This is a genomic window from Pantoea allii (assembly GCF_046529425.1).
GTDB classification, from domain to species: Bacteria; Pseudomonadota; Gammaproteobacteria; order Enterobacterales; family Enterobacteriaceae; genus Pantoea; species Pantoea allii.
Map to the genome: position 1 here is coordinate 3,262,164 of NZ_CP125958.1, position 22,765 is coordinate 3,284,928.

The 22,765-nt window shown below is 56.3% G+C and carries 22 protein-coding genes and 1 riboswitch; of the genes, 10 read left to right on the plus strand and 12 right to left on the minus strand.

The annotated features are described in order from the left end of the window. Both moaB and moaA read right to left on the minus strand, forming a co-directional pair. The gene (gene moaB, locus QNH99_RS15425) at positions 1-516 is read right to left on the minus strand and encodes a molybdenum cofactor biosynthesis protein B (protein ID WP_096012155.1); all 516 of its coding nucleotides are present in this window, start codon (positions 514-516) and stop codon (positions 1-3) included. 14 nt (positions 517-530) lie between these two features. Continuing rightward, positions 531-1,520, minus strand: a complete 990-nt coding sequence (gene moaA, locus QNH99_RS15430; RefSeq protein ID WP_164484295.1) for a GTP 3',8-cyclase MoaA — start codon at positions 1,518-1,520, stop codon at positions 531-533. After that, positions 1,507-1,640, minus strand: a riboswitch (molybdenum cofactor riboswitch). It overlaps the preceding gene by 14 nt. Before the next feature lie 202 nt (positions 1,641-1,842). Here moaA and QNH99_RS15435 point away from each other — a divergent pair. Continuing rightward, the gene (locus QNH99_RS15435; protein WP_283355914.1) at positions 1,843-2,748 is read left to right on the plus strand and encodes a gluconeogenesis factor YvcK family protein; all 906 of its coding nucleotides are present in this window, start codon (positions 1,843-1,845) and stop codon (positions 2,746-2,748) included. Position 2,749: 1 nt separating this feature from the next. Here QNH99_RS15435 and uvrB read toward each other — a convergent pair whose 3' ends face one another. Continuing rightward, positions 2,750-4,771, minus strand: coding sequence for an excinuclease ABC subunit UvrB (uvrB, locus tag QNH99_RS15440; RefSeq protein ID WP_096012154.1), 2,022 nt, complete (start codon positions 4,769-4,771; stop codon positions 2,750-2,752). Positions 4,772-5,657: 886 nt separating this feature from the next. On the opposite strand from uvrB, the gene QNH99_RS15445 reads away from it, so the two are divergent. Then, the gene (locus QNH99_RS15445) at positions 5,658-6,380 is read left to right on the plus strand and encodes an ABC transporter ATP-binding protein (RefSeq protein ID WP_096012522.1); all 723 of its coding nucleotides are present in this window, start codon (positions 5,658-5,660) and stop codon (positions 6,378-6,380) included. Here QNH99_RS15445 and bioD read toward each other — a convergent pair. From bioD to bioB, 4 genes are read right to left on the minus strand one after another with little or no spacing between them, the layout of a single operon-like run. Continuing rightward, a complete protein-coding gene (bioD, locus tag QNH99_RS15450; RefSeq protein ID WP_410516888.1) occupies positions 6,366-7,052 on the minus strand; it encodes a dethiobiotin synthase in 687 nt (228 codons plus the stop codon). The genes QNH99_RS15445 and bioD overlap by 15 nt on opposite strands. Next, entirely contained in the window at positions 7,049-7,804 is a 756-nt protein-coding gene (bioC, locus tag QNH99_RS15455) for a malonyl-ACP O-methyltransferase BioC (RefSeq protein WP_410516889.1), read from the minus strand. The genes bioD and bioC overlap by 4 nt, the downstream gene beginning before the upstream one ends. Further along, a complete protein-coding gene (gene bioF, locus QNH99_RS15460; RefSeq protein ID WP_410516890.1) occupies positions 7,788-8,939 on the minus strand; it encodes an 8-amino-7-oxononanoate synthase in 1,152 nt (383 codons plus the stop codon). The genes bioC and bioF overlap by 17 nt, the downstream gene beginning before the upstream one ends. Continuing rightward, positions 8,939-9,970 carry a biotin synthase BioB gene (gene bioB, locus QNH99_RS15465; protein WP_063878826.1) on the minus strand — a complete coding sequence of 344 codons (1,032 nt, stop codon included), beginning with the start codon at positions 9,968-9,970 and terminating at the stop codon, positions 8,939-8,941. The genes bioF and bioB overlap by 1 nt, the downstream gene beginning before the upstream one ends. Before the next feature lie 85 nt (positions 9,971-10,055). Here bioB and bioA point away from each other — a divergent pair, with 85 nt between their 5' ends. Together bioA and QNH99_RS15475 are read left to right on the plus strand one after the other, a co-directional pair. Beyond that, complete coding sequence (gene bioA, locus QNH99_RS15470; protein WP_410516891.1) at positions 10,056-11,348, plus strand: adenosylmethionine--8-amino-7-oxononanoate transaminase; 1,293 nt, start codon at positions 10,056-10,058, stop codon at positions 11,346-11,348. 74 nt (positions 11,349-11,422) lie between these two features. Continuing rightward, positions 11,423-11,899, plus strand: a complete 477-nt coding sequence (locus tag QNH99_RS15475) for a kinase inhibitor (protein WP_145395030.1) — start codon at positions 11,423-11,425, stop codon at positions 11,897-11,899. Positions 11,900-11,959: 60 nt separating this feature from the next. On the opposite strand, the gene pgl is transcribed toward QNH99_RS15475, so the two are convergent. Continuing rightward, positions 11,960-12,961 (minus strand): 6-phosphogluconolactonase, encoded by a 1,002-nt coding sequence (gene pgl, locus QNH99_RS15480; protein ID WP_109717184.1) that lies wholly within the window; start codon positions 12,959-12,961, stop codon positions 11,960-11,962. A gap of 155 nt (positions 12,962-13,116) precedes the next feature. Between pgl and QNH99_RS15485 the strand changes: the two genes are divergently transcribed. Next, positions 13,117-13,938 carry a pyridoxal phosphatase gene (locus QNH99_RS15485; protein WP_283355908.1) on the plus strand — a complete coding sequence of 274 codons (822 nt, stop codon included), beginning with the start codon at positions 13,117-13,119 and terminating at the stop codon, positions 13,936-13,938. Between the two features lie 36 nt (positions 13,939-13,974). Here the strand turns inward: QNH99_RS15485 and modC are convergent, their stop codons facing one another. The 4 genes from modC to QNH99_RS15505 form a co-directional block, all read right to left on the minus strand. Continuing rightward, entirely contained in the window at positions 13,975-15,033 is a 1,059-nt protein-coding gene (gene modC, locus QNH99_RS15490; RefSeq protein ID WP_410516892.1) for a molybdenum ABC transporter ATP-binding protein ModC, read from the minus strand. Further along, positions 15,033-15,722: a molybdate ABC transporter permease subunit gene (gene modB / locus QNH99_RS15495; protein WP_063878820.1), complete on the minus strand. Its 690-nt coding sequence runs from the start codon at positions 15,720-15,722 to the stop codon at positions 15,033-15,035. Before modB ends, modC begins: the two co-directional genes overlap by 1 nt. Further along, the gene (gene modA, locus QNH99_RS15500; RefSeq protein ID WP_181377131.1) at positions 15,719-16,492 is read right to left on the minus strand and encodes a molybdate ABC transporter substrate-binding protein; all 774 of its coding nucleotides are present in this window, start codon (positions 16,490-16,492) and stop codon (positions 15,719-15,721) included. The genes modB and modA overlap by 4 nt, the downstream gene beginning before the upstream one ends. 140 nt (positions 16,493-16,632) lie before the next feature. Beyond that, entirely contained in the window at positions 16,633-16,788 is a 156-nt protein-coding gene (locus QNH99_RS15505; protein WP_074181002.1) for an AcrZ family multidrug efflux pump-associated protein, read from the minus strand. 140 nt (positions 16,789-16,928) lie between these two features. Between QNH99_RS15505 and modE the strand changes: the two genes are divergently transcribed. The 5 genes from modE to galM all read left to right on the plus strand — a co-directional run bounded on the left by modE (position 16,929) and on the right by galM (position 22,699). Then, the gene (modE, locus tag QNH99_RS15510; protein WP_410516893.1) at positions 16,929-17,711 is read left to right on the plus strand and encodes a molybdenum-dependent transcriptional regulator; all 783 of its coding nucleotides are present in this window, start codon (positions 16,929-16,931) and stop codon (positions 17,709-17,711) included. Positions 17,712-17,786: 75 nt separating this feature from the next. Further along, positions 17,787-19,259, plus strand: a complete 1,473-nt coding sequence (gene modF, locus QNH99_RS15515; RefSeq protein WP_096012143.1) for a molybdate ABC transporter ATP-binding protein ModF — start codon at positions 17,787-17,789, stop codon at positions 19,257-19,259. Positions 19,260-19,479: 220 nt separating this feature from the next. Further along, positions 19,480-20,526: a galactose-1-phosphate uridylyltransferase gene (gene galT, locus QNH99_RS15520; protein ID WP_096012142.1), complete on the plus strand. Its 1,047-nt coding sequence runs from the start codon at positions 19,480-19,482 to the stop codon at positions 20,524-20,526. Then, positions 20,523-21,671 carry a galactokinase gene (gene galK / locus QNH99_RS15525; RefSeq protein WP_063878815.1) on the plus strand — a complete coding sequence of 383 codons (1,149 nt, stop codon included), beginning with the start codon at positions 20,523-20,525 and terminating at the stop codon, positions 21,669-21,671. Before galT ends, galK begins: the two co-directional genes overlap by 4 nt. Next, the gene (galM, locus tag QNH99_RS15530) at positions 21,665-22,699 is read left to right on the plus strand and encodes a galactose-1-epimerase (protein WP_410516894.1); all 1,035 of its coding nucleotides are present in this window, start codon (positions 21,665-21,667) and stop codon (positions 22,697-22,699) included. Before galK ends, galM begins: the two co-directional genes overlap by 7 nt. The last annotated feature ends 66 nt before the right edge of the window (positions 22,700-22,765 follow it).

Below are 22,765 nucleotides of genomic sequence, written 5' to 3' on the forward strand. Positions count from 1 at the left end.
TTAACGTTTCTTTAAATGGGTGACAAAGTTGCAGGGACGCGTACGGGCATCCAGTTGATCGGCGATGATGCGCTCCCAGGCACTGGTGCAGGCCGACGTCGAGCCGGGAACAGCAAAAATCAACGTCTGGTTTGCCAGGCCGGCGACCGCGCGGGACTGTAAGGTCGATCCGCCAATCTCTTCATAGGAAATCATGCGAAACAGCTCGCCAAAGCCTTCGATTTCCCGATCGAACAGGGGAAGCAGCGCGTCGGGTGTGCTGTTTTTCAGGTTAAAACCGGTTCCGCCGTTAACGATCACCACCTGCACGTCTTCACTGGCGATCCAGCGTGACACAATGGCCCGGATACGGTAGAGATTGTCTGGGACGATGGCGTGGTCGATAACGCTGTGTCCAGCTTCGATCGCGGCTTCACGCAGATAATCACCGGATGTATCGTTGCTGGCATCGCGGCTGTCTGAAACCGTTAACGTAGCAAGCTGTAACGGTTGAAACGCGCTGGCTGGTTTACCCATATTTGCTCCTGCAATTAACCGCCAATATAAGAAAGATTCTGTGTAATACCGGTATTCCCCTGTAACAGGAAATGCGTCTGTTTCTTCTGTCCCAGACTGCTGGCAATACGCGCCTGCAGTTCCTGCTGCTGATCGTCTGACGCGAGCAGATCCCGTAACGGAATCCCGCCGTCACCAAACAGGCAGAGGTGCAGATTGCCCTGCGCGGAAACCCGCAGGCGGTTACAGCTGGCGCAAAAATCTTTGGAATACGGCATGATCAGCCCGATTTCACCCACGTAATCGGGGTGATAAAACACCTGGGCCGGGCCATCGCTGCGACCGCTGATGCGGCGCTGCCAGCCCTGCGCGATCAGCTTATCGCGGATCACCTCGCCGGACACATGCTGCTCGCGAAACAGCGCACCGCCGTCACCGGTTTCCATCAGCTCAATAAAACGCAGCTGAATGGGACGGGTACGAATCCAGTCAAGAAAGGTCGTCAGATTATGGCTGTTCACATCGCGCATCAGCACGCTATTGACTTTGACCTGGCTGAACCCAGCCTCAAACGCCGCGTCAATGCCCGCCATCACCTGATGGAATTTATCCTGGCCGGTAATGGCGTGAAACTGGCGTGCGTCAAGGCTGTCTACGCTGACGTTAAGGGCGGTAAGTCCGGCATCGCGCCATTGCTTAACGTCACGCGCCAGCCGGTAACCGTTGGTGGTGACCGCGATGTGACGAATCGCCGCGTTTTCCCTGACCGCCGCAATGATGTCGGTAAAGTCGCGGCGCAGGGAAGGTTCGCCACCGGTCAGGCGTACTTTTTCTGTGCCCGCCGCCGCAAAGGCGCGGGTGACCCGACGAATTTCATCCAGCGAGAGAAAGCTTTTATTGCGGATACCGTTTGGCTGGTAGCCATCCGGCAGGCAATAGGTACAACGGAAGTTGCAGACATCCGTGACCGACAGGCGCAAATAGTAAAATTTGCGCGAAAATGCATCAGTAAATTGTGACACCAGAACACCTTTCCAGTTCGGGAGATGCAGTCATTTCTTCCTGCACCCTGGCAGCGCGAAGGCTACGGCCTGAATCCCCTATCCGCAGACGTAGGCATTCAGGCTTGAGTGTACGTTAACCGGCTGGTCAACGCGGTCTACAGATGGTAGCGCGATTAGTGATTATGCGCCATCCACGGCTTTTACTCTCTGTGCTCCAGTAACGTTAACTTTCACCGTATTTCGCCCACAGGATAAGTTAACATGGCCGGTAAGCATTGACGTAAATCACCCTCGTCTGCATCAATAGTGCGCATAAGCGCCGCAGACGCGAAAAAGGAGAAGTATGAATCGAACACTGGCGGACCTTGATCGCGTGGTGGCCTTAGGGGGCGGACACGGATTAGGACGCGTGATGTCTGCCCTGTCTCCCCTGGGTTCACGCCTGACAGGCATTGTCACCACCACCGATAACGGCGGCTCCACAGGCCGCATTCGTCGCGCCGAAGGCGGTATTGCCTGGGGCGACTTGCGTAACTGTATTAACCAGTTGATTACCGAGCCGAGCGTGGCATCTGCCATGTTCGAATACCGCTTTACCGGCAACGGTGAACTGGCCGGACACAACCTGGGCAACCTGATACTCAAAGCGCTGGATCACCTTAGCGTACGCCCGCTGGAAGTGGTTAACATCATCCGAAACCTGCTAAAGGTCGACGCCTTTTTAATTCCTATGTCTGAACAGCCGGTTGATTTAGTGGCAACCGATGTCGAGGGCAATGCCGTTTACGGTGAAACCGCCATCGACGAGATGAAACTTCCGCCTCAGGAACTGATGCTGCACCCTGCCGTACACCCCACCCGGGAAGCGCTCGACGCCGTTGCAGAGGCCGATCTGATCCTGATTGGGCCTGGCAGTTTTTACACCAGCCTGATGCCCATTCTGCTCATGAAAGAGATGGCCCAGGCGTTACGGCGCACCCCCGCCAATATGGTGTTTATCGGCAATCTGGGCCGGGAGTTGAGTCCTGCGGCGGCCACACTTACCGTGGCCGATAAACTGGCGATGATGGAACACTACATTGGCAAGCGGGTGATTGACGCCATCGTGGTTGGCCCGTCCACGGATGTCAGCCGGGTGGAAAACCGCCTGATTATTCGTGAACCGCTGGAGGCGGCCGATATCAAATATCGTCACGACCGCCAGCTGCTCCGCGCCGCGCTGGAACACGCTATTCAGGGGTTTAACTGAATTACGACACCGCAATAAATAACGTGCGCAATTCTTGCAGTTGATCGCGCAGGCCAGCCGCCTGTTCGAACTCCAGGTTTTGCGCATGTTGCTGCATCTGCCCTTCCAGCTCGTGAATCTTTTTCTGCAATGCCTGCGGCGATAACGCCAGGTAATCGGCATTGCTTTCGGCCGCACCGCGTTTGCTGGGTTTGGCTTTGCCGCGGGTTTTCACCACGTTATTGCCCAGCTCCAGGATATCGGTGATTTTCTTATTCAGGCCCTGCGGCACAATGCCGTTTTCTTCATTGTGGCGCTGCTGCTTTTCACGGCGGCGATCGGTTTCTTCAATCGCCCTCGCCATTGAAGGCGTGATTTTATCGCCGTAGAGAATCGCTTTACCGTTGATGTTACGCGCCGCACGACCAATGGTCTGAATCAGCGAGCGTTCCGAACGCAGGAAGCCCTCTTTGTCCGCATCCAGAATCGCCACCAGCGACACTTCGGGCATATCCAGCCCTTCTCGCAACAGGTTAATCCCCACCAATACGTCAAATTTACCCAGACGCAGGTCACGGATGATTTCCATACGTTCCACGGTATCAATATCCGAGTGCAGATAGCGCACTTTTTCGCCGTGCTCTTCCAGGTACTCGGTCAGGTCTTCCGCCATGCGTTTGGTCAGGACGGTAACCAGTACACGTTCATTGACGGTGACGCGTTTGCGGATCTCTGACAGCAGATCGTCAACCTGGGTCGCGACGGGCCGCACTTCGAGGATCGGGTCCAGCAGGCCGGTCGGACGCACCACCTGGTCAATCACCTCGTCGCCGGATTTTTCCAGCTCGTATTTGCCTGGCGTTGCCGATACATAAATCGTTTGCGGTGCCAGTGCCTCGAACTCTTCAAACTTCATTGGGCGGTTATCCAGCGCCGAGGGCAGACGGAAACCGTATTCCACCAATGTCTCTTTACGCGCCCGGTCACCACGATACATGCCGCCAATTTGCGGAATCGTCACGTGGGACTCATCCACCACCAGCAGGCCATCTGCCGGGAGATAGTCAAACAGGGTCGGCGGCGCTTCTCCAGGCCCACGGCCCGAAAGGTAACGCGAGTAGTTTTCGATGCCGGAGCAGTAGCCCAGCTCCCCCATCATCTCCAGATCAAACTGGGTACGCTGGGTGATACGCTGCTCTTCCAGCAGTTTGTTATTTTCCAGCAGGTTTTTACGCCGGTCGGCCAGCTCGACTTTGATGTCTTCCATGGCCTGTAAAATGCGCTCACGCGGTGTGACATAGTGCGTCTTGGGATAGATCGTAAAGCGCGGCACCACTGACTCAACCTGGCCGGTGAGCGGGTCAAACAATGACAGGCGCTCCACCTCTTCATCAAATAATTCGATCCGTAGCGCAATGTCGTCAGATTCCGCAGGGAACACATCGATAACCTCGCCGCGCACCCGGAAGGTCCCGCGCTGGAACGCCTGATCGTTGCGGGTGTACTGCAGCTCTGACAGGCGGCGCAGGATGCTGCGTTGATCGATAATCATACCGCGCGTTAAGTGCAGCATCATTTTCAAATAAAGATCGGGATCGCCCAGGCCATAAATCGCCGACACCGATGCGACGACGATAACATCGCGCCGCTCCAGCAAGGCTTTTGTGGCGGAAAGACGCATTTGCTCAATGTGTTCGTTAACCGAGGCATCCTTTTCGATAAAGGTGTCGGAACTCGGCACATAGGCTTCAGGTTGGTAGTAATCGTAGTAAGAGACAAAAAACTCCACGGCGTTGTCCGGAAAGAACTCTTTCATCTCACCATACAGCTGCGCCGCCAGGGTTTTGTTGGGCGCTAATACCATGGTGGGCCGATTGAGATCGGCGATTACGTTAGCGACGGTAAAGGTTTTACCCGATCCGGTGACGCCTAATAACGTCTGGTGCGCCAGTCCATCTTCCAGTCCGGCTTCCAGACGACGAATCGCTTCCGGCTGATCGCCAGAAGGCTTGAAAGCGGAGTTCAGTTTAAAATCTTTACTCATGAATAGGGTTCCTGCAGAAGAAAGACGGCGGGCAGCCCATTATTTTACTCTGCTATGCCGATTTTGCCAGAAAAAAATACTGGATATAATAACAGTAATGATGCACAGTAACGGACATCACTTTCCGCTTGACTCTTTGGCTTTATCCCTTGCTGTCGGCTGTTTTTGTTGCGCCAGGTTATCCCCAAGCCAGGCCCTGATTTAACATTTGTCAAGCATGTGTCATAAAATTGCAGTTTGATGAATCGGCACCAATCCGGCAGGCTTGTTTTTTGATAACCCATTGATTTATAGCCGCTACTTTAAAAAGCCCAGATTCTCATCATCCAGTTACCAGGCCCCGTATTTCCTCGCTTCTAACCTGTTTTCATTATCTAATGCACAAGGTTATCCACAGGAATAGTGGATAACTGATGACAGCCCTTTGCACATCAGCTGTGTATAATTTTTTTCGTCGTCATGGCGGCCCTAAAAAAAATTTTTTTTTCGCTTAATTTCTGACACTAACTGGCAGGATTGAGCTACCGCAGCGGCACTCGCCTTGATCTGCGACAACCCCTTTTCTTTTTTTTATTTTTTGTGGTCTGGCACCTGCCCCATTAGCGAGCAGACGCACTTCATCACGCCTTTCGCCTGCACCGCCGTTGCACCGCGCCTTAAGCTAAGGCTGGCATTGTTCATTTTTCTTTATCTTTAAATGATGGTATTTCCGCAGGTTAAGCCAGCCACAGGGGGCAATAATGACTCTGGCCTGGGAATTGCATAACGTTTTACCAGCGTAGTACAGGCAATAGCGGTGTTGAAGATCCCGCTATCTCATTAGAGCGATTTACCAGAGATGAACGGCGAAAGCATTCAGGTTAATTATCTGGAAGGAGCGCGTCAGATGTTAAGTTTACGGTCGGTGAATCAGTTTTACGGTAAAAATCATATTCTCTGGAATGTGGATCTGGACCTGCCTCCCGGCACCTGCACCGGCATACTGGGACGGCCAGGCATGGGGAAAACCACCCTGGTCAACTGCATTATGGGGAAGCTGCCTATAAACAGCGGGACCATTAGCTGGCAGCAGGATGGTTCGCCGCCTGAGGACCTGTTGTCCCAGCCTGCAGAGCTGCGCGCCCGTCAGGGCATTGGCTATGTTCCGCAGGGGCGACATATTTTTACTCAGATGAGCGTCGAGGATAATTTACTCATCGCTTTACTGGCAGGCGCACAACCGCGTGACGGCTATCGGGCTATCCCGGAAATGATATTCGACCTGCTGCCGGCGCTTTATTCGTTGCGTCAACAGCGTAGCGGCGATTTGCCCGTCTATCAGCAGCAGCAACTGGCGCTGGCCCGTGCGCTGGTCTTACAGCCGCGCCTGCTGATTCTGGATGAGCCTGCCGACGGTATGGCACCCTGGCTGGAAGAAGAGATGGGGAATCTGATTCGTCGCCTGAACCGCGACTATGGCCTGACGATTTTGCTGCTTGAACAGCGGGTTTCATTGATTCGCCGCGTGGCTGACAACTTTTTACTGCTGCATCGCGGCCGCAATGTGGCTCAGGGCAACGTCACCCAGCTGGATGACGGTACCCTGGATAAATGGTTAACCGTGGCCTGATTCGCCAGGCAGCGTCAGGTACTGACCACAGTCAGCCTGCTGGCCCTCATCCGTTAACCAGGGAATCACACCCAGACAAGGTGCCGGAAGGCGCTGTGTTAAGGCCGTGAGGTATTCCTGATAGCGCCGACCGGGCGGCTGTACCGTATTGGCGATCCAGCCCGCCAGTCGCAGACCGCGCGCGCGGACAGCATCGGCCGTCAGCATGGCATGATTAATACATCCCAGCTTAACGCCCACCACCAAAATCACCGGCAGTTGCTCCGCCTCTACCCAGTCTGCATAGGTTTGCGTCTCAGAAAGCGGCGTGTACCAGCCGCCTGCTCCCTCGACCAGAATCCACTCGGCCAGCGGCTCAAGTTCACGCAGCCCCGCCGACAGGGTGGCAAACTCAATCGGTCTGCCCTCATCCGCGCTGACGATATGCGGCGAGGTTGGCTCCATAAACGCCAGCGGATTCACCTGCTCGTAGCGCAGCGCGACGTTGCTGTAACGCTGTAACGCCAGCGCATCGCTGTTACGCACGCCTGACGCAGTTAACTCACAGCCCGAGGCAACAGGTTTATAGCCTGCACAACGATAACCTGCAGCCGTGGCAGCCTGCAGCAGCGCCGCACTGGCCACCGTTTTACCGACTTCGGTGTCGGTGCCGGTCACAAACCAGCGTTTCATGATTTCGTCACTCCAAACATCACATGGTAACTGAGGCGAAAACCCTGCTCATCCCGGGGCCAGTGGGCTTCGAGTTGAGCAAGACGTTGACCCGTCAACAAACAGGCGGATCGCCCGCTATGCAAATGGGTTGCCCCGATGCCCTTCAGAGAGCGCATCGCGCTGAGGGCATCGGGGAAATGCAAGATAAAGGTTTGTGCATGGCAGTGCAGATGCTGAGTTTCACAGGCGGCGGCAATCTCCTGCGCGGGCAGGAAGCGATTAGCGTGCAGGCTGCCATCCAGGTGCGACCAGGCCTGATGGACTTCGTGCAGAGAGCCCGCGCTCAGGGTGGAAAAAAGCAAACAGCCGCCAGGCTTTAGTACCCGGTTAAACTGCGTTAGCGCCCCCTGCAAATCTTCGCTCCATTGCACCACCAGGTTGCTCCATACCAGGTCAACGCACTGGTTTGCCAACGGCAGCGCATCGATATCCCCTGCCAGATAGTGATGTGCGACGCCATTTTGCCGGGCCTGGTGCAACATCTGCGCCGACAGGTCCAACGCGGTGACCTGTTTGCCCCGCTCGTGCCATATCCGGCTGTACCAGCCGGTCCCACAACCGGCATCCAGCACCTGCAGGCCAGTGCGCGCGGGGGCCCACGCCAGCAGTGCATCACCGCTCAACCGTTGGAGTTCGGCATGGTGATCATACTGGGAGGCCGCGCGACCAAAGGCTCTGGCAACGGCGCGTTTATCAACCTGCAGCGTCATGCAGCGCCTCCAGTAAGACATCAATATCGTCTGGCTGATGGGCGGCCGTCAGCGTAATACGTAAACGCGCTGTCCCCGGTGGCACCGTTGGTGGACGGATCGCACTGACCCAACAGCCCGCACGGGCTAAGCGCGCAGACAGCGCCAGCGCCTGCCCGTTATCGCCAACGATCAACGGCTGAATCGCGCTGGACGAATCCATAAGCGCCCAGGGCAATGAGGCCGCCCCGTGACGAAAATGGGCGATGTTGTGAGCTAGACGTTGGCGATATTCATCGCCCGCCTGCACCTGTTTAAGCGCGGCTAACAGCGCGCTGGCCTGGGCCGGCGGCATCGCGGTGGAGTAAATCAGATGGCGGGAAAATTGCAGAAAATAATCGGCGGTAGCCTCATCACACAACAACGCGGCGCCACTGACACCGAAGGCTTTGCCAAAGGTCACCACCAGCAGGTCAGGTTTGATGCCCTGCGCCCAACAGCTGCCCCGCCCCTGTTCGCCGGTGATACCAATACCGTGCGCATCATCGACCAGCAACCCCGCGCGGGCCTGTTTCGCCTGAGCAGCAATCGCCTGTAAGGGCGCGCTATCGCCATCCATACTGAAAATGCCTTCGGTGACCACCAGCGTTTGCCCCTCGCAGGGCGCATCCAGCCGGGCAGCCAGGCTATGTGGATCGTTATGTGCAAAACGGCGCAGCTGCGCCGGGCTGAGGCTGGCGGCCTCCAGCAGCGAAGCATGAGTGAGTTTATCGGCCAGGATGCGGTCATTTTTCTCGGCTAACAGGTGAATGACCGCCTGGTTGGCCGCAAAGCCCGAAATAAACAGCAGTGCGCGCGGATAGCCCAGCCAGTCCGCCAGTTGGGCTTCCAGCTCAGCATGGAGGCGATGATAGCCGGTGACATGGCTTGATGCGCCCGCGCCAGCACCCGCCTGCGCCACGCCCTGTTGCCAGCCCGCGATCACGGCAGGATGCTGGCTCAGTCCAAGATAGTCGTTACTGGAAAAGTGGCGATACATCTGACCGGCATGGCGGATCAGGCGCGTTTGGTTCTCCTCAATCACCCGCCGTTCACGCCAGCCATCTTCAGCCCGGCGCTGCGTCAGCGCCTGCTGCATGCGTTGCTGCCAGCTCATTACAGCGCCGCGTTATAGAATTTTTCTGTGTCGGCGTGAAGCAGTTGCTCCGTTAACTGCTGCTGTTGTGCATTGTCGCCGTTGTCAGTCTGGGTATGTTCAGGATTCAGCCCCAGCTTGCGGAACAACAGCATATCTTTATCTTCTTCCGGGTTCGGCGTGGTCAGCAGTTTGCATCCGTAGAAAATGGAGTTCGCACCTGCCATAAAGCACATCGCCTGGGTCTGTTCGCTCATCTGCTCACGGCCCGCCGACAGGCGAACATGCGAGGTCGGCATCATGATACGGGCGACGGCGATGGTGCGGATAAAGTCGAACGGCTCAACGTCATCATTCTCTGCCAGCGGAGTGCCTTTGACCTTCACCAGCATGTTGATCGGCACGCTTTCCGGCGGCGTAGGCAGGTTCGCCAGTTGCACCAGCAGGCCCGCGCGGTCGTTCACCGTTTCACCCAGGCCCACAATCCCGCCAGAACAGACTTTAATGCCCGCCTGGCGCACTTTACCCAGCGTATCCAGGCGTTCCTGATAGCTACGTGTGGTAATGATATTGCCGTAAAACTCCGGCGAGGTATCCAGGTTGTGGTTGTAGAAATCGAGTCCGGCACTACCTAAACGCTGGGCCTGGCTGTCGCTCAGCGTGCCAAGCGTCATACAGGTTTCCATGCCCATCGCTTTAACGCCTTCCACCATTTTTTCCAGGTAAGGCATATCGCGGTCACTGGGGTTTTTCCACGCGGCACCCATGCAGAAGCGGCTCGAACCGGCAGCTTTGGCCTTTTGCGCGGAACGCAGTACCTCATCCACTTCCATCAGGCGCTCCGATTCCAGACCGGTCTTGTAACGGGCGCTTTGCGGGCAATATTTGCAGTCTTCAGGGCAGGCCCCGGTTTTGATCGACAGCAGCGTGCTGACCTGAACCTGACGGGGATCGAAGTGCTGGCGATGCACCTGCTGTGCCTCAAACATCAGTTCAAGAAAAGGCCGATCGAACAGCGCCTGCGCCTGGGCTATAGTCCAACGTTGTGACATTACATACTCCAAAAAAGGTGTCATCCCGACAGTTAACGTGGTTATACTTGTAAACTAAATCTTTTTATTTTGGTTTACAACTCCAATGTTTACTCCACAGGACGCTGAATTTGATCGCCAGCATATCTGGCATCCCTATACCTCAATGGCGCAGCCACTGCCCTGCTATCCGGTTGTTGCGGCTCGGGATTACCATCTGCAACTGGCAGATGGTCGCGAGCTGGTGGACGGGATGTCGTCGTGGTGGGCGGCGATACATGGCTATAACCATCCGCGCCTGAATCGGGCGCTGCAACAGCAGATGGCGCAGATGTCCCATGTGATGTTCGGCGGCATTACCCATCCTGCCGCCGTGGCCCTTTGCCGCCAGTTAGTCACCATGACGCCAGACGCGCTGGAGTGCGTGTTTCTGGCGGATTCCGGCTCCGTTGCCGTCGAAGTGGCGATGAAGATGGCGCTGCAATACTGGCTGGGGCGAGGAGAAACGCGTCAGCAGTTTCTGACGCTCAAACGGGGTTATCACGGCGATACTTTTGCCGCGATGTCGGTATGCGATCCGGATAATTCCATGCACAGCCTGTGGCGCGGCTACCTGCCCGAGCACCATTTCGCTGAAGCACCGCAGTGCGGGTTTGATGATGAGTGGGAGGCGCGCGATGCTGAGGATTTTGTCCGGCTGATCCAGCAACATCAGAGCCAGTTGGCGGCGGTGATTCTGGAACCCGTGGTTCAGGGCGCAGGTGGGATGCGGTTTTATCATCCGCGCTATTTGCAGGTCGTGCGCGAGTGCTGTGACCGCTATGGCATCCTGCTGATCGCCGATGAAATCGCCACCGGCTTCGGCCGCACCGGTAAGCTGTTTGCCTGCGAACATGCGGCGATTACGCCGGATATGATGTGTGTCGGAAAAGCCCTGACCGGCGGCACCATGAGCCTGGCCGCCACCCTCACGACGCGGGAGGTGGCTGATACCATCAGTCACAGTCCGGCGGGCTGTTTTATGCACGGCCCCACCTTTATGGCGAACCCGCTGGCCTGTGCCGTCGCAACAGAAAGCCTGGCGATAGTGCAGGAAGGCGACTGGCGTCATCAGGTTGCCGCAATAGAACGTCAGCTACGTGACTCGCTGCTGCCCCTGCGCCACGCCCCCGAAGTGGCCGATGTTCGCGTGCTGGGAGCCATCGGCGTTGTGGAAACCCATCGCCCGGTCAACATGGCAGCCTTACAGCAATTTTTTGTCAGCCAGGGCGTCTGGATTCGGCCCTTTGGTCGCCTGATTTATCTGATGCCACCTTATATCATCACGCCTGAGGCGCTGCATACGCTGGTCAATGCGATAGGTGCGGCGCTTGAGAAGCCGACACACTTTCTTTCTTAATGTTTCAACGGCTGGACGTAAACCGGCTTTTGGTTAAGATGAAAAGGCAGTGACCATTAACGCAAGGAGATGTGATGCGAGTTTACAGCCAGGATTTACATGACGGCGACAAAATGCCGGAAAAACACGTTTTTAACGGAATGGGTTATCAGGGCGATAATCTTTCCCCCCACCTGGCCTGGGAAGACGCGCCAGAGGGCACCAAAAGTTTTGTGATCACCTGCTTCGATCCGGATGCGCCTACAGGCTCAGGCTGGTGGCACTGGGTGGTGGCGAATATTCCGGCCGACACGACATCGCTGCCGCAGGGAGCGGGTTCCGGTAAAGCCGCGCTGCCAGCCGGCGCGCTGCAGACACGCACCGATTTTGGCCAGGCCGGCTACGGCGGCGCGGCACCACCCGCCGGTGAAACCCATCGTTATATCTTCAGCGTTCATGCGCTGGATGTGGATAAAATCGAGGTTGATGAGGGTGCCAGCGGCGCGATGGTTGGGTTTAACGTGCACTTTCACGTGTTAGCCAGCGCAGCGTTAACTGTTCATTACGTCTGATCGTCGCCTGACAATGCCGCTTCCGGTTAAACGTCTTACCGGAAGCGGCCATCCTGAACGTTACCCTGCCAGTTGATGAACCACCACCCACATTGGACCCTGTCCAACGGCGTAACGGCCTACCGGCTTCAGTAATCCCTGTGGCGGGGTAATGTTATACACCTCAATGTGGTGCGACTTCTGCCCTGCCGCCACCAGGTACTGACCCGTATGATCGATATTGAACCCGCGCGGCTGGGTTTCCGTAGGCTGGAACCCTTCCCGCGTCAGAACGGCGCCGTCTTCGCTGATGCTGAATACCGTTAACATGCTGCTGGTGCGATCGCAGGCATACAGGAAACGGCCATCTGGCGTCAGATGAATATCCGCAGCCCAACGGGTACCGGTAAAATCTGGCGGCATGATATCCAGCGTTTGCACCGACTCGACCTTGCCATGCGCATTGTTCAGCGCCCAGACCTCGACCGTGCTGTTGAGCTCATTGACGCTGTAGGCGTACTGTCCGTTGGCATGAAACGCCATGTGCCGCGGCCCGGCCCCTTCCGCCGTCGTGACCTGCTCTTGTGCATGCGGGGTTAACTGACCATCAGCGCCAAGATCAAACAGGCAGATGCGATCCTGCTTCAGCGCAGGTACGTACAGCGTGCGATCGGCATTGTCGATATTGGCGGAGTGGCATCCCGCCAGACCGTTAATCACCTGGCTCGGTGCCTGTGGCACGCCGTCTTCGCCTATTGGGCTGATACTGACGCACGCATCGTTATAGGAACCACAAAACAGGAACCGGCCAGCATGGTCGGTGGAGATATGGGTCGGGCTTCCCGGCAGCGGTGCCTGTCCGGCTTCGGTCAGCGTGCCGTCCGGGGCGATGCGAAACGCCAGTACGCGGAAGTCGGGACGCACGCCTACATACAAGAAATCTTTTTTCGGACTCACCACCATAGGCTGAACCTGACCCGCAACGTCCGTAACCTGTAGTAGCGTCAAGGTGCCATCTTCATTCAACTGCCAGACATGGATTTGTTGACTCTCAGGACTGGCGGTGTAGACAACTTGCTTCATGTATTCTCCTTTTTCGCTGACTCATGTTGTTCTGCAGGTCACTGTAGCGCGTTTTTTTCTGTCTCGCAGGAATGATTTGTGCCCTGATTTTTGTTTCCGTACCCTGGTCGGGTGTAGACTTGCTGCTCTGCTAACCCATTCCGATGAGAGGATTAATGAGCTATCGTGTAATCGCCCTCGACCTTGACGGCACGCTGTTGACTCCGACGAAAACCATTCTGCCACAATCCGTGGAAGCGATTACGCAAGCGCGCAAGGCTGGCGTCAAGGTGATTATCGTGACCGGACGTCACCACTGCGCCATTCATCCTTTCTATCAGGCCTTAAATCTGGATACGCCCGCCATCTGCTGTAATGGCACCTATCTGTATGACTATCCGGCCAAAAGAGTGCTGGCTTCTGACCCGCTGGATGCGCAGGTTGCGCTACGCGTGATTGAGATGCTGGACGAACATCAGATTCACGGCCTGCTGTATGTGGACGATGCGATGCTGTATCAAACCCCGACCGGTCATGTGATTCGCACGCTGAAGTGGAGTGAGTCGCTCCCGCCGCACCAGCGCCCCGTATTTACCCAGGTGGACAGCCTGGCGCAGGCCGCCAAAGAGGCGCAGTCGATCTGGAAGTTTGCCCTTTCCCACGAGAACACCGCAGAACTGCAGCAGTTTGCCCAGCGCGCAGAAGCCGAACTGGGGCTGGCCTGCGAGTGGTCATGGCACGATCAGGTTGACGTTGCGCGCGGCGGCAACAGCAAAGGGAAGCGTCTGGCGCAGTGGGTCGAGTCTGTGGGGCTGACAATGGATGACGTGATTGCGTTTGGCGATAACTACAACGACCTGAGCATGCTGGAAAACGTCGGGCTGGGCGTGGCAATGGGCAATGCGGACGACGTCATCAAGTCGCGGGCAAAAATGGTGACTGGCACCAACCTTGAAACCGGTATCGCCGACACGCTTTATCAGCACGTCCTGTCATGATGTCTGACCCGGTGGGACAACATACCACCGGGCACCTCAGGTCGTGACCGACACGCTTTTAATCTGCGCATACAGCCACTGTTGGGGCCGGATATTAAGCTCGTCGCGCGCCCAGGGCGAGATACGCGCCCACAGCTCACTGATGCCAATACGCAGCTTCACTTCAACCTGATCGCCTACCTCAATAAGCTCGACGACCTGCGCAGGCAGCACATTTCGGATGGAGCTGTTTTGTGCGGGCTGCAGCGTCAGTGAAACATCCGCCGAGGCAATGCGTATCCGCAACGGCGATTTAACCGGCAAATTGACCCGGCTGACCCAGATATGTTGATCGCCCAGAGACAGCGCCGACATAGGATAGTCCGGATGATGCTCCAGTACCTGCACCCGCAGCACACTGGTCAGATCGCTTGCGGGCAGCCATGGCCGCATCGCGCTGCTGCTCCAGACGCGTTCCAGGGGACCAAAGGCTTTTACCTTTCCCTCATCCAGCACCAGCACGTTATCCGCCAACTGCAGTATCTCCTCCAGGCTATGGGAAACATACAATACGGGAATATCGACCTGCTTCGCCAGCGTCTGCAGGTAAGGCATCAGCTCACGCTTACGCGGCACATCCAGTGACGCCAGCGGTTCATCCATGAGCAGGATGTCGGGTGCGCTGAGCAAGGCGCGTCCGATGGCAACGCGCTGCTTTTCTCCGCCCGAGAGCGACAGCGGGAAACGGTTCAGTAAGGAGTTAAGGCCTAATAGCGCCACCAGCGAATCGAACTGGCTTTTCATACTGGTCGAGAGGCCGTAGCGTAAATTGCCCCGCACGCTGTAGTGCGGAAACAGCCGTGCGTCCTGAAAAACATAACCAATGTTGCGCTTTTCCGGCGGCAAGGCGACCTGCTGTTCTGCATCGAACAGTATCCGGTCATTGAGCTGAATGCGTCCACGCTGGGGCCGGGTTAAGCCGCCGATGGCATTAATCAATGAGGTCTTGCCCGCACCGGATACGCCGAATATCGCGGTGATGCCAGTGGCGGGAATCGTCACGTCAATCTCAAGCTGGTGCTCGCCCAGCCGTTGAGCAAAGTTAAGCGTCAGCATCAGGAGCCCATCCGTTTCCGGCCCCACTGCGCCAGCCATTCAGAAATCAGTAACGAGGCCAGCGCCAGAACGATCGCGATCACGCACAGACGTGCGGCGGCGCCTTCGGCACCCGGTGTTTCAATCAGCGTATACATGGCCAGGGGAATCGTGCGGGTTTCGCCAGGAATGTTAGACACAAAGGTGATAGTGGCACCAAACTCGCCAAGGGAACGGGCAAAGGCCAGCACCGTACCGACGATGATACCGGGCAGGGTTAAGGGCAGCGTAATAGTAAAAAAAACCCGCCAGCGCCCGGCACCTAACGTCCGCGCCGCCTGCTCCAGCCGGATATCCACCGCCTCCAGTGCCAGACGAATGGCCCGCACCATGAGTGGAAAGGCAATCACCGCCGAGGCCAGCGCCGCTCCACGCCAGCTGAACGCGAAGCTAAAGCCAAACCAGTCATACAGTTTTTCACCGATGATACCGCGTCGGCCCAGACCTATCAGCAACAGATAACCCACCACCACCGGTGGCAGCACCAGGGGTAAGTGGATCACACTGTCGAGGATGGCTTTGCCGGGGAAGCGGCAACGTACCAGCACCCATGCCATCAGGATACCGAATGGCAGACTGCACAGCACGGCTATGCCTGACACCTGCAGACTGAGCATGACCGCCTGCCATTCAACATCGCTGAGTATCATTTTTTAGGCGTGAATCCGTATTGTTTGAACACTGCGGCCGCTTCCGGCCCTTTCAGGTAGTTATAGAAAGCCTTAACGGCCGCGTTGTCGCGATCTTTAACAATCGCCACAGGATATTCGACCGGTTTGTGACTGTCTTCCGGAAAGGTGCCCACCACCTGGACTTTTTTACTGGCCACGGCATCTGAGCCGTAAACAATGCCGTACGGGGTTTCATTACGCTCGACCAGTGCCAGTGCGGCACGCACATTATTGGCGCGCGCCAGTGCCGGGGACAGGGAAGACCAGGCACCCAGTTTCTGCAGCGCCTCTTTGGCATAGATGCCGGCCGGTACATGATCAGGGTCGCCCACGGCCAGGCGTTCACCTTTCAGCAGGCTTTTCCAGTTGGTGTTATCGTTAATCGTCACCGGTTTGGCACCGTCGCTGCGCGGTGCAATCAGCACCAGGTCATTACCCAGCAGCGTATAACGGCTGGTGTCGATCATACTTTTTTTGGCAACGGCATCGTCCATCCACTGCTGATCGGCTGAGATAAACAGATCGGCTGGCGCGCCCTGCTCAATCTGACGTGCCAGCACAGAAGAAGAAGCAAAAGATGACACCACCTCCGTGCCGTGCGCTTTTTTGTACTGTGCGGCTATCTCTTCCAGCGCGTTGGTTAATGAGGCCGCGGCAAAAACAGTCACTTTTTCGGCGGCCAGCGCCTGGCTGCTCAGGGAAACCGTCAATACTGCCGCCATACTCAAACGATAAAATGCGAAACGCATGATTTCTCTCCAGTGATCGTTATATATCGGATAATACAACGCATTATCTGACACCATGACCAAATTAGCAAAAGCGGAGAGGAGACGTGATGTGGGGTAAAAACCACAACGTCCGCGCTGAGGCGGACGTTGCAGGAGAATTAATGCTGAGAGCGGGTCTTGTTATCGTCGCGGCGACCCGTTTTAGAGATGAGGTTGAACACTTCACCCAGGCCGTAAATCAGGCCTAACATGATTGCCATAACCACAGGTACCATGATCACCGCCACGGCGAGGCTTTTAATAAGTTCCAGCATGGAAAGTCCCACTTTGCGTATAAAGATGGGATTGTAACGGCTCAGTAAAATTTTGCGCAGTCCTTTTCGTGCTTTTACTTTGAGACGGAAAGCTCGCTATCATCTGCCCGATAACGCGATCACCCTTTGCCGGAGCCACCATGCAAGCCGAACTCACCCTTCATATCCGCCTGCAGCAAAAACTGTTTGCCGATCCACGCCGCATTGAACTGCTAAAACGCGTGCAGCAAACCGGTTCGATCAGCCAGGGGGCGAAACTGGCGGGCATCAGTTACAAGAGCGCCTGGGATGCCATCAACGAGATGAACCAGCTGGCTGAACAGGAAATCGTGGCGCGCGCAACCGGCGGAAAAGGCGGCGGTGGTGCGCAGTTAACCCGCTATGGCGAGCGCCTGGTTCAGCTGTTTGGTTTGATGGAAAAGATTCAGCAACATGCCTTTGATGCTTTGCAGCAGGATAGCCTGCCGCTGGACAGCCTGCTGGCCGCTATTGCCCGCGCCTCGTTGCAAACCAGCGCGCGTAATCAACTGTTTGGCACGGTAACAGACAACGACGCACAGCACGTTGTGCAGCACCTGACCATTCTGCTCTCCGACGGCCTAACCCGGCTCAAGGTCGCCCTCACCGAGCGCAGTGCGGAACGCCTGCAGCTTAAGAGCGGTAAAGAGGTGCTGGTGCTGATCAAAGCCCCCTGGATCAGCCTTCATACTCAACCCACTCAGGCGGAGAATCAGCTTGCCGCCACGATAAGCGCTATCGAGCGTGGCGAGCAGGTCAGTGAAGTCCTGATGCGCCTGCCGGGCGGTGAAACGCTGTGCGCCACGCTGGATAACGGTGAAATCGAACGGCGGCAGTGGCAGCCCGGCAACGCCGTGATCGCCAGCTTCAGCGCCAGCCATGCCATCGTCGCCTCGTTGCGTTGATGTGTTATCCTGGTTTGACTTCATCCGATGCAGTGGCTAAAACAACGGTTAACGCTGCAAAAAATGGAACGAATCATGGCTTCATTGCAAATTTCGCAAGGCATATTTCATCTTAATGATACCCGGGTGCTGTCTCTGGCCGATGTTCATCTGCAACGCGGTGAACGCTGGGCCTTTGTTGGGGCCAACGGCAGCGGCAAATCGTCGCTGGCCCGCGCCCTGTCAGGTGAGCTACTGCCGCTGTCAGGTGAGGTTACGCGTGATTTCCAGCGTCCCAGCCGCCTGTCTCTGGAGCAACTTCAACAGCTGGTCGCCGATGAATGGCAACGAAATAATACCGATCTGCTGAGTGAGGGTGAGGATGACACCGGCCGTACCACGGCTGAAATCATTCAGGATGAGGTCAAAGACAGGACGCGCTGTGAACACCTGGCGGCGCAGTTTGGTATCACCGGCCTGCTTAACCGCCGTTTTAAATACCTGTCAACGGGTGAAACGCGTAAAACGTTGCTGTGCCAGGCGTTAATGAAGCAGCCTGACCTGCTGATCCTGGATGAGCCTTTTGACGGTCTGGATGTGGATTCACGCGCCAACCTGACAGCCACCCTGAATAACCTGCAGCAGGCAGATTTTACCCTGGTGCTGGTGCTTAACCGCTTTGACGATATTCCGGATTATGTTGACCAGGTTGGCGTGCTGGCCGAATGCAGCCTGACGCACGTCGGGCCGCGCGAGGCGATTCTGGCGCAGGCGCTGGTCGCACAGCTGGCACGCAGTGAGCAGTTGGACGGGATGGCACTGCCAGAGGCCGATGTCGCGGATGCACTTCCCCAGCTGGCCGATAATGCGCCACGGGTCATCCTGCGTAACGGCGTGGTGTCCTATAACGACCAGCGCATCATTGACGGGCTTAACTGGCAGGTTAATGCTGGTGAGCACTGGCATATTATTGGGCCAAACGGCGCGGGCAAATCGACATTGCTCAGCCTGGTCACCGGCGATCATCCGCAGGGCTACAGCAATGATTTAACTCTGTTCGGCCTTCGCCGCGGCAGTGGGGAAACCATCTGGGATATCAAACAACATATTGGCTATGTCAGCAGCAGCCTGCATCTTGATTACCGGGTGAGCGCCAACGTGCGCACCGTGATTTTATCCGGCTTTTTTGACTCTATTGGGCTTTATCAGGCCGTCTCCGATCGACAAATGGCCCTGGCGCGTCAGTGGCTGGCGCTGCTGGGTATGGATTCAGCGATGGGCGATATGCCCTTCCACGGTTTATCCTGGGGACAACAACGGCTGGTGTTAATCGCCCGGGCGCTGGTTAAACATCCTACCCTGTTAATACTTGATGAACCGTTACAGGGATTAGATCCGCTTAATCGTCAGTTAGTGCGACGTTTTGTCGATATCTTAATTGGTGAAGGACGAACCCAGTTGCTGTTCGTGTCCCACCATGCGGAAGATGCCCCCCAATGTATTACTCACCGGCTGCATTTTGTGGCGCAGCCCGAAGGCGGTTATCGCTACCGGCAGGACAGCGTTTGACCTTATCAACGCCGTCACCCCGGCGTTGTTTCCCATAAAATGTAAACGTTACCATTTAAACCCACTTTTTATGTGCGCAATGTGCCACTTCGCCTTTAAATAAGAATATTCAGCTTGTGTAAACGATACCACTTATCCAGACTGGATCACGTTTTCAACGCGGCTGATGTGCTACGTTTTATCGATGCCTTTTTTATTTTGACGCTGACCAGGATGCAACATGGAAAAATTTAACCCGGCCGATCATCCCCATCGCCGTTACAATCCCCTGACTGACCAGTGGATTTTGGTTTCTCCTCATCGTGCCAAACGTCCCTGGCAGGGTGCTCAGGAAACGCCTGCGGTGAATACGCTGCCGTCGCACGATGCTGACTGTTTTCTGTGTGCGGGCAACACGCGCGTTACAGGTGATGTGAATCCTGATTATCAAGGCACCTACGTTTTTACCAATGACTTCGCGGCCTTGATGACGGATACGCCAGATGCGCCAGAAAGTGATGACATGTTGATGCGCTGCGAAAGCGCGCGCGGTACCAGCCGTGTTATCTGCTTTTCGCCCGATCACAGTAAAACGCTGCCAGAAATGTCCCTGAGCGCACTGAAAGAAGTCGTCCGCACCTGGCAACAACAAACGGCAGAACTGGGTCAGCACTACCCGTGGGTACAGGTCTTTGAGAACAAGGGCGCCGCCATGGGCTGCTCCAATCCCCATCCACATGGACAAGTCTGGGCCAACAGCTTTCTGCCTAATGAAGCCCAGCGTGAAGACGATCTTCAGCGCCGCTACTTTGCCCAAAAGGGCTCGCCGATGCTGATGGATTACAGCGCGCGTGAACAGCAGGATGGCAGCCGTACCGTGGTAGAAACGGACCACTGGCTGGCCGTGGTGCCGTGGTGGGCAGCCTGGCCGTTTGAAACTCTGCTGTTGCCAAAAACCCATGTTAAGCGCCTGACCGATTTGACCGATGCGCAGCGTGACGATCTGGCTAACGCCATCAAGCGCCTGACCAGCCGTTACGACAACCTGTTTCAGTGCTCCTTCCCCTACTCCATGGGCTGGCACGGCGCGCCGTTCAACGGTGACGACAATGAACACTGGCAGTTGCACGCCCACTTTTATCCCCCGCTGCTGCGTTCAGCAACGGTGCGCAAATTTATGGTCGGCTACGAGATGCTGGCTGAAACCCAACGCGATTTAACCGCAGAACAGGCAGCAGAACGCCTGCGTTCCGTGAGCGATATTCATTTCCGTGAGGCACAACAATGAGCTTAAAAACCATCACGCAGCAGGTTTTTACTGAAACCTTTGGCTATGCGCCAACCCACGCGATTCAGGCCCCAGGCCGCGTCAATTTGATTGGCGAGCACACCGATTACAACGACGGTTTCGTGCTGCCTTGTGCCATCGATTACCAAACGGTTATCGCCTGTGCGAAGCGTGACGACCGCCAGGTTCGTGTTGTCGCCGTCGATTACGATCAGGCGCAGGACACCTTTGCGCTGGATGCACCGATTACCAGCGTAAAAGAACCCATGTGGGCGAACTATGTTCGCGGCGTCGTGAAGCATTTACAGCAGCGCGCGCCGGATTTTAGCGGTGTCGATATGGTGATCAGTGGCAACGTGCCACAGGGTGCGGGCCTCAGCTCTTCTGCCTCGCTGGAAGTGGCTGTCGGGACGGTTTTCCAGCAGCTGTTTAACCTGGCGCTGGACGGTGCGGCGATTGCGGTGAACGGTCAGGAAGCCGAAAACCAGTTCGTGGGCTGTAACTGCGGCATCATGGATCAGCTGATTTCCGCGCTGGGTCAAAAAGATCATGCCATGCTGCTGGATTGCCGGACGCTCGGCACCCGGCCGGTTTCTATGCCGGACGATATTGCCGTGGTTATCATTAACTCCAACTTCCGCCGGAGCCTGGTGGGCAGCGAATACAATGTCCGCCGTGAGCAGTGTGAAACCGGCGCGCGCTTCTTTAACAAAAAGGCGCTACGGGATGTCGAACTCGCTGAGTTTAACGCCGCGGAATCTCAGTTAGATCCCCAGGTCGCTAAGCGCGTACGTCATGTCATCACCGAAAATGCCCGTACGCTGGAGGCCGCCGAGGCGCTCTCTCGTGGTGATTTAGCGCGCATGGGCGAACTGATGGCCGAATCTCACGCATCAATGCGTGATGACTTTGAAATTACCGTGCCACCGGTCGATACGCTGGTCGAGATTGTTAAAGCCGAGATCGGCGATCGTGGCGGTGTCCGTATGACCGGCGGCGGTTTTGGCGGTTGTATTGTTGCTTTGATGCCGCTTGAGCTGGTGGATCAGGTGCAGGCCGCCGTCGCCAGCCAGTATGAAGCCAAAACGGGCATCAAGGAGACCTTCTACGTTTGTAAAGCATCAGAAGGAGCAGGCCAATGTTAAGCGATGTCAATTCCCATGCGCCGGACGGTCAGCCGTGGCGCATCACCGTGCTGCGCAATGCCAATGGCATGATTGCCACCTTTATGGACTGGGGCGCGACCTGGTTATCGGCGCGGGTGCCGTTGCAGGATGGTCACGTACGTGAAGCATTGCTTGGCTGCGCAACGCCTTCCGATTACCTGCATCAGGATGCCTATCTGGGTGCCACGGTAGGCCGTTATGCTAACCGTATCGCCAGCGCAAAACTGACTAAAACAGGCCGGCAGTTGGCCGCGAATCAGGGCGACCACCAGCTACACGGTGGCCCTGAGGGGTTTGATAAACGCCGCTGGCAAATCGTCAGCCAGTCAGAAAGTGAAGTGCATTATCGACTCGACTCGCCCGATGGCGATCAGGGCTATCCCGGCAATCTTATTGCTGATTTACGCTATGTCCTGGACGACAATAATTGCCTGTCGATTCACTATCAGGCGCAGTGCGATCAGCCCTGCCCGGTCAATCTGACCAATCATGCTTACTTTAATCTTGACGCGCATCATGGCGATGCACGTCAGCATCGATTACAACTGCACGCCGATCGTTACCTGCCCGTGGATAGCGAGGGGATTCCCAACGGACCACTTAAGGCGGTGGACGGCACCAGTTTCGATTTCCGTCAGGCCAAAAGCATTGAGCAGGATTTTCTTGCCGATGACGACCAGAAGGCGGTTAAAGGCTATGACCATGCTTTCCTGCTCAACAGCGCAGGCGATGACAGTCAGCCTGCTGCTGAGTTGTGGTCGCAGGACGGTAAACTGCAGTTAAGCGTCACCACCTCGGCGCCGGCATTGCAGTTCTACAGCGGTAACTATTTGGCCGGTACGCGCGCCCGGGAGCAGGAACGCTATACTGCGTTTCAGGGGATCGCGCTGGAGAGTGAATTTTTACCGGATTCGCCTAATCATCCCGAGTGGCCACAGGATGATTGCTGGTTACAGCCGGGAGATCGTTGGGAATCCGTCACGCGCTATCGCTTTACGCCACGCTGAGCAACCGGGTGAAAAACGCGCAGTGCGTCACAGACAGACTTACGCAGTGCGCTGTTTTCCGCTATG